Here is a 10737-nt window from a genome sequence, read left to right on the forward strand (position 1 = left end):
AGAAAGAGATAACCGGGAAAAGACGCCTTGAATTTTAGACCCTAGCATAGCATACGCGGTTTTTCACCAATTGAACTGTCCAGGCTTAAAAATTCACCAGCGGGAGTCAAAACATGTTAAACAGGTTTAGCTAATAAGATTTCGGACTTACCTCCGCTGGTGGCTCAAATCACAGCTGAATAACTGCCTTTTTTGAGTATTTTTCAATCCAGTTCAAACGTACTATAAGATTGATTATACAACAACATTTATATCATGCCCTATGAATCTGAGTTTTACATCACTGCCATTGGCGTATCAGCGGGCGGGCATGAGCCCCTGTGGACTTTTTTCGATTCTGTACCTGCGAACTCAGGCATTGCCTTTATCGTCATTCAGCATCTAAATCGGGATTACATCAGCATTGCGGACCAACTCTTAGCTAAACATACGAACATGCCCGTTCACTGGGCTACCGACAACCTGGAAGTAAAACCTAATTGCGTTTATCTATTGCCAATCAATAAAATGATGACCATTGACGAAGGACGTTTGCAGTTACAAGATCGACTAAGGGAGGATCGAAGCAACTGGGCCGTTGATATCTTCTTTCGTTCACTGGCTAACGGCCAAAAGGCTCATGCAATTGGTATTGTGCTTTCCGGAGCGGGCTCCGATGGTACACTAGGTTCGATTCAGATCCATAATCAGCAGGGCATGGTCATGGTACAAGATCCTCAAACAGCTCAATTCGCTAGTATGCCTCAGTCAGCCATTTTGAAAGATCATCCTATTGAAGTGTTATCCCCTAAACGCTTAGCTGAGGCTTTGATAGAATTTGTTTCTTAATCAATAGAGTTAACATATTGTCACTTATACAACGAATTAGAGGTCGCCTGTCTGACTATATATTAGCCATTCTATGAAGCTCATTATTCTCTTTCTAATGAGGTTGCTCTCTAGTTCAGCAATAGGACAACATCAAGACACGAATAGGGAATCCTCCAGTGGAAGAGTCTTTTGAGCAAACCTATGAGTAGGTCTGCTCCGCAAAACGGGGTCACCATGGCGCGGACAAAATCACTACGGGAAGCACAGGCCCGATAAAGACGATACTCTGCTACTTAGAGATCAATTCAGGCTATGCGACTGTTGCCAGGATTCACTTAAGCCATGAGCCACGCGTTTAAACTGACACAAAAGATGCTTAAGACTCCAGTCAAGGTTAGCACCATGCAAAAAGTCCGCTAAACTATCTTGGCGCTCTAATCGAAGCCAGAGTTGTAAATCCTGACTGAGTAAATGTTTAACCATGTATTCCTTGACCAAGGCTCCGTTAATCGGATCAAGGTTATCTGCTTGCTGCTGACGATACCCCTTAATTATCTTAAATATTCGGCCTAGCGCTTCAAACTCTTCGAAAGGTGTCATAGGAATATGGACATGAAGAATGACATGAAAAAAGTCCAGAGTGGGTAATCTTTTATAAGTCAATAATTACACAAGGGCCATACCCGGAATTCTTGTATTCGTACTTTAAAATACCCTACCAGGGTCTGTCTTAGGTCTGATTAAATGAAAAGAAGCGAAAAGCTACACCAAGGCAATGAATAGTCGTTGGGACTATAAGCTTCGATAAATCGCAATGTCATCGATGTCATATTCGTACCGCTCTAGCTCGTTGCCAAATGTGGTACATACAACCCGGTTTTGATTTAGGCTATCGGTTGATCCGTTTACATCCCTTCCGTAAGCTTTAGCTTCCATAATATGATTGGGGTTTTTCCGATCTATGACTAGAATAGATGACTCCTTCGCGTCTAGATTTTGCCGAATAGCCCAACTATCAGATGCGTATGGAGTGATGAAGAGGTGATTTGGCATAAGAGCTTGGGAAAAGAGGGTACCATTTACACATTTATCCCTTGGCTAACTGATAGCCAGGTTACTTGGAAAGCTTCTTTTGAAGTAGCTTGATGGCCTCTTGCAAGGATTTATTGGATTCGTATCGACTTTTCACCTGATCCAGGTATTTGCCTAACAGCTGGTCAAATGAAGTGTTACTTAGAAGCTTCTTATCGGATGAATCACTCATACAGGTCGAATATAGCTGTCGGCTATATCCTAAGAAGTAGCTGATAATCAGAGGATAAATATATGGTTTGTTTCAGGATTAACCTAATATAAGCCTGTAACAGTAAACAACTTAACCAGCATGGTTAATCAAACACACGACGCGCAACAGTAAAGAGCTTGTTTTTTACGTGTGCTTGCTAAAGGGCGAATCCTGGTTTCGTCTCTCGACTTAATGCTATTCAAGCCGAAAGACATGGGTAAAGCAAACTAGTTCTGTAAATTTTACCGAAATGCTATTCTATTATTCAGGTTAATTTAGTTGTCGGAAGATCTAAAACTTGAGGTATCTTCAATTATTTTTTTTATAACGAGTTAATCTAAATTAGTCTACTTTTAGCAAAATCAGTTCATTCTGAGTACCCTTCCCGCCTTCTGCTCTATAGGCTGTCGCAAGCCCAAACATCCTTGGCTTCATGTTTCAGCCGGTAGCAATATTTGAAGTACTATTTATAGCCTAATGACTGGGCGTTCTGGCAAGCGATAAAAAAAGATCGATTCCCCATTTAGCCTCGTCGGTGTGTTAATGGGAGGAGCCTGATTCTTCGAATAATCGGGTATTCCGTATAAGTGGTACACTACTTTCACCTGAGATTATAACTAATTGTAATTAAGCTATTTACAAGCAGAATTTTAGGGCTATCAAACCTGAATTACTCAAAACGTATACCGCCCGGCGGCCCGGTTCCTTTCAAGAAACTCAATAAATGCGCAGGTTTCGTGAATCGGATCGCCGAAGCGATTTGATTTCGCAAACGGCAATATGAAACAATTTTAATGGCTTAAGAGATGAGATTTTGTTGAACCTTTCCCTTTTCAATTAATCGATCGCCGGGCGGCCCCGCGTTAAAATGAAATCTTCGTTGTAACTATCTAATAATTAGCCCATTGACTGTCCTATACGAAAGTATTGTACCACTTATACAAGATACCCGAATGGTGTGGATAGAATTCGTAGACAGTGCACTATGACGGTGCTCCAAGAATAGTGCGTTATCACTGGCGTACTTCACTTTTCGATTCTATTTGTGCACGAGTATAAATATATGATTACTAAAAGGATAACAATACTACCACTTAGTATATTTATTAGTAATTATATTATCTAAATATATACATAAGTGCGTTATTAAATAAATTTACCAACCGTAACAACACGTAAGTAAATCTATTATGGTTGGTGATTCCTCATTATCCGATACGGCTTCATGGCCTACTCCTCAAAGTCAACAAACATCTATATGCTGCCCACGCTGTAAGAACCCTATTGCCGTTGAGCGAGTACCTCGGGGAAGTATGGTGCGTTCCGTGTTCTTTTTCATTCCCCTTCAGGCTTACCGGTGTTACCGATGTAATCGTAAATTTCACCGACTCAGGTATAGGCGCCCTTAGAACGCAGTCCTAAAGTTGTACCTAGTGCAAAAGAAAAGCCAGGCCACTTAATGTAGCTTGGCTTCTCTTTTACCGGTGACTTCACTTAGCAATCTAGCGCTAACTTAATAAGGTCTTTCTGCAAGGTAAGCGGGCCTATTTTCAGCCCTTATACAGGGTGGTTAATCTTAGAATAGTTTCTTAACATAACAATCCTTATATAACAACCCTTAAAAAAGTACAAAATTATACGCTACTTATGAGACTCATTATTAAACCAAAGTTTTGGTGTTGTGACTGTCTCAAACCAGTAGGCACGAAGTTCGCTAACGTAAGTTTTCCAGTCTTCATAACTAAACGGCTTAGTTGTAAAGGAATTAGCTCCGCGTATGTAGGCTTCCATTGCTTTGATTTGGTCTTGGCTAGCCGAAAGCACAATAATGGGAACTAAGCGCCCCTGGGGATGACCACGCATAAGCGTTATAAAATCAAGTCCCGTCAGGTTGCTTTGTAGGTCAAGATCCACGATGACCAAGCGAGGTCCATGCCCCTGCAATCCTTCCAAATAACTAGCGGCTTCTACGAAACTGTAGACGTGAATAAACTCAGCTTCAACAAACCTGCTTTTGGCGGCCTTGTTCAGAATATCAGCGATATTAGGGTCGTCATCGACCAACAGGATAGGAAACACGGCGGCCATAGTAAGTAAAGAAAATCAAAGTAAGGATTAATTGATCACATACCTAAACCTAACCCTCCATTACGCTTCTGCTCTTGCTGATTACTTAATTCTCGTTGGTAGCTTAGCTCTACTTTCTGAGTTTGCTCTAAGCGTAGCTCTTCAGTCCGCTGTAGATCGGTAGCTAGTTGCTGTTGTCGTTCGTGCTGCGTATCACGTAGCTCCAGTGTCATAGCGGCCCGCTCCTGAACCGTGCCGTTGCTCATCGTATTCTGATACCGGAAACTCTCTTCCAACTCCCGGCGGTAATTCAGTTGGGTATCGAAAGCCGCTTCACTGCGCTCTTTAAAGGAGACCCGGTTAAACTGACCAAACTTCTGGCCATGGGCCTCGCTCTTGCCCTGCCCTCGATGGTTGGTCAATGGACTCAGTAACCGTTGGTTGTGGCTGTCTTTGCGGCTCACAATGATCTGCACGTGCATCTGGTGGCCAGCTTTGGCTTCGCCTCGTTGAGTTAAGCCCTGCTTCACTTCCGGATCGGTCCACTTGTAGTCCCGGTTGTACTCCACTTTGCCGTACCACTTCACATCGTCCGGCCCTAACCCCTTCTGAAAGTTGGCTGCGTATTCAGCCATGACTCCACGAGCGTACTCTTTCAGCTTCTGGGGGTCATTGCCGATATGCTGTAGCTCTTTCTGGGACGGGCTGATATTGACCAGGTAGAACTTGGCTTCACTCTGTTTGAGCTTGGCCGTATTCGAGTCGATGCCCTGACGCACCTCGTAGGGCCGCAGATCGTCACGGCCCTGGTTGAACCACAATTCAGCCTGATGCTCAGGCTTCAGCTTGTTTTCTTTCTCCAGGTAGTCCACCAGCTGGCCACAACTGCCGGTATTGCTGCCACTGCTACTACTGGTAACGTTGATGTGGGGCATGCTTGAAAAAAGGGTTATGCTGATGAATTATTCTATCAGGTCCATTGACTAAAAAACGTAAAGAAATTATCCCAGATGCCGCAGCATGATCAACAGGCGATGCCTATTTTCGTAATGACAAGGGGGCTATGTTCATAATTTCATTGATTTAACCTTTTCAAAATCCACTCATAGGGTTGTGAATAAGAGGTTTACAGCTAAAATACCAATGATTTTTCGCTTAACTACACTCAATCAGCAGGGAGAAACGCGTGAGTTTCATTACCAGCAGAGCACCTTAGAAGAAGGCTTTGATGCGCTCAACAAGATAGCCGCCAAAGGGTACGTTCTGACCAAAGCGGTTGTATTTGACGGAGCTTGTACGATTGAGCTTCCCATTGATGCCTTCGATGGCCAACCCGTCTCATCAGCGATCATCGCCTTAGAGCAAGAGTGGCGAAAACTCCTCGAGCCCCTCAACCCTTCTACTTATCGTCAGTGGGTTCTCGACCAGAGGAGTCAACGGATCGATCGTCACGAAACGATTATGCTCATGCTGGAACAAGCCATTGACCAAACGCAACAACGGTTAAGTCAAATTCAGGTAGAGGCGCTTCGAGAGCCCTATAGCAGTAGAATTATTCATCTACTCACGCTTACTCTGAACCGCTATCAAGCTCTTCTAGCTTCCGAGCAAACTAGCTGGCGAAAGGCGCTTAATCTCCGATAAAAAAATTAAAGATTATTGACTTGACTACGGGCATTCTCATGGAGTTCTTTAATAAGCCGCCCTTGGGTAATGGCGTTCAGTGCTTCTCGCTGCAAAGCATAATGCTCAAGGATAGCCATAAACTTTGCTTTTAAGCCCTTCTTTTCCTCGAACTGTAGTCGTACCTGTTTTTGGTGAGATTTTGTCTCTGCGAGCAAATCTGCGAGCGTCTGGGCTATTTCGGCTTGCTTCGCCTGCCCATCCTGGTGCTCTTTCATCTGTCGCCGTTGGGTAACGGCAAAAAAACCATCTACTTTCTGCTCCTCATTCATGTGGAAAAAGCGGCTGTGCTGCTGGCTAAGTTGACTCAGCCCCCGTTGCAACTGAGCCAGATCAGCTAGCATGGGGGAAAGCGCTTCTTTCTCCTGGGTTTTGATGAAGGCGATAATCCGGTTGATGCCCTGCCCCAGCTCTTTCTTGAGTAATTCGTCGTTCAGATCCGCCGGATCTTTCTTGGACTTGTAGAAATAGTCCACCATTTGCCCAAACAACTCTTGCTTCGAGCGGCCTAGCTTTTCGCTTAACTTACTGAATTTCAAGTCAGTATCCGAATCGAACCGAACCGACTTATTCGCTTTCACATCCATAAATAAGCGCTTTAGTATATCAAAAACAGCCTTAATTTGCTAAAAAAAGGCATTTTCTATTAAAAATATACTTTTTGCTTACTAACTAATAGTAAAAATTTTTACTAAATAACTGATTATCAGACTAGAGACCTCGTAGAGCAAGTGAGAATTATCGCGTAGCGTAATTCCCGCTTGCTCTTTATAAGACCGCTTCGCGCTTTGTTTCGTCGTCGCTTCGCGCTTTGTTTTTTGTTAGTTTTTCCTGCTTCGTCTTCTCTCCCCTTTTCACCTATTTTTTTAGTTTACCCGTTTTTACTTTCTAAAACCGTACCTGTCAAATCACTTCAAATCAGGCAATCCCTCGCGCGTGTACGTATGCGCTCGCACGCGAGACAAGTGCTTGTGTATTTCAAATATCACTTGTTAAACACTTGAAGCGAAAAATAAGGCTTATAACTATCAGATTTTCAGGTTATTAAGCTGTGGATAACTTTAATAAGTTGTAGTTTGGTCGGCAATAAGTTGTAGTTTGGTCGGTGAAGTAGGCTTAATAAGTTGTAGTTTGGTCGGTGAAGTAGGCTTAATAAGTTGTAGTTTGGTCGGTAATAAGTTTTTTTTAAAAGTTATATATAAATATAAAAAAACAACTTTTATATTTGCTTGATAATCAATTGTGGATGTTATGAGTAAGGCGGTAGAAATATGGCAGGACAACGCTTTGACCGTGGCTCGCTATGAAATGACTGAAGCCGAGAAGAACTTGCTATATATGGTTGTAGCTAGCGTTCGCCCCGATGATTCAGAAACTAAGATGTATCAAGTGTCAGTCAAAGAGATGGCTGAAATATCTAATTCGAAAGAGCTTAAGTTCGATGCTTACAAGCAGGCTGCTCGTAAGCTTCTGACACGTGTGTTTGAAACGACTCTTCCCAACGGGAATCTTCTACAAGCTACATTCATAGCTTCGGCTGAATACAAGATAGGGACTGGTATTATAGAAATTGAGCTATCTCGGAAGGTAAGACCCTTCTATGTAGACTTGAATAAAAAGTTTACCAAGATCCAATTGGCAGCTGCTATCTCGCTCAATTCAGCTTATGCCAAACGTGTTTATGAATTATTGTGCATGTTCAAAAACATGCCAAATAAGACCTTTCGGCGTAACTTGACTGACCTAAAAACAATGCTTTGGGTTATTGATCCAAAGACAGGAAAGGATAGTTATAGCAAATGGACTCACTTTGAGAAAGCCATTCTTGACGTAGCTAGTAAGGAAATTAACGGACACACGGATCTGTCGTTCACTTATAAACCCATTTACGGAGATCGCCCAGGAAGAGGCCGTAAGCCGGTTATTGAAGTAGAGTTTGAAGTATTCTATCAGGCCAAAGCTGAGCCGGCTCCTTTGGTGAATCTACACGAGCGATTGGTTAAGCAATTCCGATTACGGGTTGATCAAGCGGATCAAATTATGGCCTTACATTCTGTTGAGACTATCAATCGACAGCTTTATGATATCCAAGCAAAAGCGGCTGACGGAAAGGTTAAGAACATTGGCAGCTATACGGCCAAAGTGTTCGGTCTACAAACGGTAAAAGGAGAAACAAATGGAGCCTAAAAAACCACTCGAACCAATTCCACCTATGCGGCCGGGGGCGAATAGTTACAGTCCTGAAGACATTCGCCGGTGGGGTGTAGAAAGATTCCTAGATGAGGTTTGCGCAAAAGAGCCATTCATTATACCAGATCTGGGTTTTACCGACGAAGAAAATCGACGTATGGACGAAGTATTGGTCCAAGAACGCCAAGCAACCGCTGTTGGCATGTAACTCAGTGGGTAATCAAGCAGAAAGACTTTACATTGTAACTATCTTGAAATCCAACCATCTACCCAAGAACACAACCCTTTTTTTACCACCTAGTTATGGGACAGAACGAGCCGAGATTTTTTGGCAGACTGTGAATTGTGATCATTTTATGGAGAATTATCGAGCAGACTTGGTAAAGACCAATCCCAATGAACGGATACATAATCTTAAGTTTGCTGATGTCTCCCGTATGCTATCAGGTAACGTTGTCATCAAACCCGTGCCTAAATCGCCTAACAAGTACCAAGCAATAGCCTACTGGAATGAGAAACACTATTTGACTATCTTTACATTAGAACATCGACAGGAGAATCGTTCAGTCTTATTTGCGGTTATCCTGTCAACCTACATCACTTATGAAAGCCGACACATCACCGATTATCAGCAATACATTGAAGCGGTCCAAAAGAGGTTCGGTTAGTAAACCTATCTCCACTGAACAGCATGGACCACTGCCAGGTAATGGGCCCTGGATTCGCGTGGATGGCACTTGGTATACCAAAAACGATGAAGGCGAAATCGTGCCGATGAAAGGCTGATTCGCCAGGTCTGTAGCCTATACCACGGTAAACAACTTATCTATGAGCTATCAGCATAAAGTCTTAGGAAAATCTAAGTCGAAAGCCTTATTTCTAGATGAGCTGGGAGAAGCCGTCGAAGAATTAAATAACGTCTTAGCCGGTAGAGCTAAAGCTTATGACGCTTACGAACTCCTTGATGTTCTTGATTCGATAGAACGTCGTAACGAGCCAACGCGGTCTTTTGAAGATTTTAAAAACGAGATTTTAGCCAATCGCAATACTTAGCCGAATAAGCGTTGCCAAAACGATTTTCGGCCTTGTTCAGGCATCCGTTCCGCAATCCCTTCTACAATTTTGGTCAGGTGGTCAATCTGATTTTGTATATCAATCGGAGCTGCTGGTAATTGAGATTGGGTTAGCTGGCCCTGTACTAAGCTGCGGACATCCTCATTGATGTATTGCCCCATTGTTTTACCAGCTCGCTCAGCGGCCTTCTCAATAATAGACCGTGTATCCCGTTCAACTCCTCGAATTGACCAAGTCACAGGACCACTACTTCTGGTCGTCGAATCTGATTGTGTATCAGCGTTATAAGGATCAAGCTGCATCTGTGTCTTACACTATGTAAGACACATAATTAATAAAATTTCAGCAAAAAACAGGTTTGTAAGACAAAGTATGAGAAATGTCTTACATTAAAATTAGATGTCTTACAATTTAGAGAATTTGTCTTACAAACCTAGTTACCTGTCTTACAAGGTGTCTTACTTATCATGAACTGTGTTAAAAGTCAAGCAACCGACCGCAAAATGGGTTGATAATTCGGATTAAAATCTTCATCGAATTTAACCACTGCAAATGCCTGACGAAGCAATTTATTAACAACAGCCATCAACGCAACATTGGATGCCTTTCCGGCTGCCTTAAGGCGTTGATAAAACTCTTGACAGGGTTTATTGTAGCGAATGGCTGACAAGCTAGCCATATACAATTGGCCTCTTAGATGAGCATCGCCAGAGCGATTAATACCCTTTGTAATTCCTACCTTGCCTGATTGGTAAATGATAGGGGCTACGCCTATATACTTAGCTAGAGCCTTAGCGGAAGCAAAGTCACGAAACCCATTTGTAGTCTCAATTAAGGCGGTGGCAATGGCGTGAGAAATACCTTTTATGGACCGTAAACGCTTGTACTGATCGGCAAAATCAGCTTGGCAAACTTGATTAATTTCTGCCTTTAGTTGAGCAATAGCCGCCTGAAAATGAGCAATCATCTGTTGCAAACTCTGTTGAACGGTCGCATCTTTTAAGGGCAAAGGCTGAAACGATTCGAATAAATTAAGCAAAGCTATCCTCTGTTTTTGGTATTGTCGCAACAACGTTCGTTTCTGTCTAAGCAATAATAGGTTGTCATTACTGATTTGATAAACAGGCGGTTGTATTACTCGTCCGTACTCAGATAATAAAATAGAATCACTCGGATCGGTCTTAGTGATCGATAAATGCATTTTCGCGAAGTGATGACTCTGCTTTGGATTAATGACCGATATCGTCACCTTGGCTTGGGTGAGCATATAGGCCACCAAAACAGAATACGAACCAGTTGCTTCTAGCACACAATGGGCATGTTCGGGAAGTTGATTTAATAGCGAGCGAATGCCATCTGGTGAGTTGACATAGTTATTCATTTTCCAGCCTGTTCCCGGTTTTGGAATAGCCACCGATAGGCTATCTTTGGAGACCGCACGGGCGGCCCCGGTCAATACCAATGTAAGTTGTCATAGAAATAGATAGTTACAAAGGGGAAAAGAAAGAGATAACCGGGAAAAGACGCCTTGAATTTTAGACCCTAGCATAGCATACGCGGTTTTTCACCAATTGAACTGTCCAGGCTTAAAAATTCACCAGCGGGAGTCAAAACATGTTAAACAGGTT

General features: G+C 42.8%; 11 protein-coding genes. 5 read left to right on the forward strand and 6 right to left on the reverse strand.

Annotation, left to right across the window (positions count from 1 at the left end; genetic code table 11):
* The first annotated feature begins 255 nt into the window (after positions 1-255).
* Positions 256-828, forward strand: a complete 573-nt coding sequence (locus ACYVAM_RS31580; RefSeq protein ID WP_461074150.1) for a chemotaxis protein CheB — start codon at positions 256-258, stop codon at positions 826-828.
* A 282-nt stretch (positions 829-1110) separates the two neighbouring features.
* On the opposite strand, the gene ACYVAM_RS31585 is transcribed toward ACYVAM_RS31580, so the two are convergent.
* The 3 genes from ACYVAM_RS31585 to ACYVAM_RS31595 all read right to left on the reverse strand — a co-directional run bounded on the left by ACYVAM_RS31585 (position 1111) and on the right by ACYVAM_RS31595 (position 5097).
* Positions 1111-1410 (reverse strand): hypothetical protein, encoded by a 300-nt coding sequence (locus ACYVAM_RS31585; RefSeq protein ID WP_461074151.1) that lies wholly within the window; start codon positions 1408-1410, stop codon positions 1111-1113.
* 2326 nt (positions 1411-3736) lie between these two features.
* Positions 3737-4183 carry a response regulator gene (locus ACYVAM_RS31590; protein ID WP_461074152.1) on the reverse strand — a complete coding sequence of 149 codons (447 nt, stop codon included), beginning with the start codon at positions 4181-4183 and terminating at the stop codon, positions 3737-3739.
* 35 nt (positions 4184-4218) lie between these two features.
* A complete protein-coding gene (locus tag ACYVAM_RS31595) occupies positions 4219-5097 on the reverse strand; it encodes a DUF5712 family protein (RefSeq protein ID WP_461074153.1) in 879 nt (292 codons plus the stop codon).
* 178 nt (positions 5098-5275) lie between these two features.
* Between ACYVAM_RS31595 and ACYVAM_RS31600 the strand changes: the two genes are divergently transcribed.
* On the forward strand, positions 5276-5806 hold the full coding sequence (locus ACYVAM_RS31600) for a hypothetical protein (RefSeq protein WP_461074154.1): 531 nt from the start codon (positions 5276-5278) through the stop codon (positions 5804-5806).
* A gap of 5 nt (positions 5807-5811) precedes the next feature.
* On the opposite strand, the gene ACYVAM_RS31605 is transcribed toward ACYVAM_RS31600, so the two are convergent.
* Complete coding sequence (locus ACYVAM_RS31605; RefSeq protein WP_461074155.1) at positions 5812-6432, reverse strand: BfmA/BtgA family mobilization protein; 621 nt, start codon at positions 6430-6432, stop codon at positions 5812-5814.
* Between the two features lie 664 nt (positions 6433-7096).
* Between ACYVAM_RS31605 and ACYVAM_RS31610 the strand changes: the two genes are divergently transcribed.
* The 3 genes from ACYVAM_RS31610 to ACYVAM_RS31620 all read left to right on the forward strand — a co-directional run bounded on the left by ACYVAM_RS31610 (position 7097) and on the right by ACYVAM_RS31620 (position 9088).
* Entirely contained in the window at positions 7097-8032 is a 936-nt protein-coding gene (locus ACYVAM_RS31610) for a replication initiation protein (protein WP_461074156.1), read from the forward strand.
* A 606-nt stretch (positions 8033-8638) separates the two neighbouring features.
* Complete coding sequence (locus ACYVAM_RS31615) at positions 8639-8821, forward strand: hypothetical protein (RefSeq protein WP_461074157.1); 183 nt, start codon at positions 8639-8641, stop codon at positions 8819-8821.
* 42 nt (positions 8822-8863) lie between these two features.
* Entirely contained in the window at positions 8864-9088 is a 225-nt protein-coding gene (locus tag ACYVAM_RS31620; protein ID WP_461074158.1) for a hypothetical protein, read from the forward strand.
* Here the strand turns inward: ACYVAM_RS31620 and ACYVAM_RS31625 are convergent.
* Both ACYVAM_RS31625 and ACYVAM_RS31630 read right to left on the reverse strand, forming a co-directional pair.
* Positions 9085-9348 (reverse strand): hypothetical protein, encoded by a 264-nt coding sequence (locus ACYVAM_RS31625; RefSeq protein WP_461074159.1) that lies wholly within the window; start codon positions 9346-9348, stop codon positions 9085-9087. The genes ACYVAM_RS31620 and ACYVAM_RS31625 overlap by 4 nt on opposite strands.
* A 245-nt stretch (positions 9349-9593) precedes the next feature.
* Positions 9594-10571, reverse strand: coding sequence for an IS110 family RNA-guided transposase (locus tag ACYVAM_RS31630; protein ID WP_461074160.1), 978 nt, complete (start codon positions 10569-10571; stop codon positions 9594-9596).
* Positions 10572-10737 lie beyond the last annotated feature (166 nt).

This window comes from Spirosoma horti (assembly GCF_054776595.1).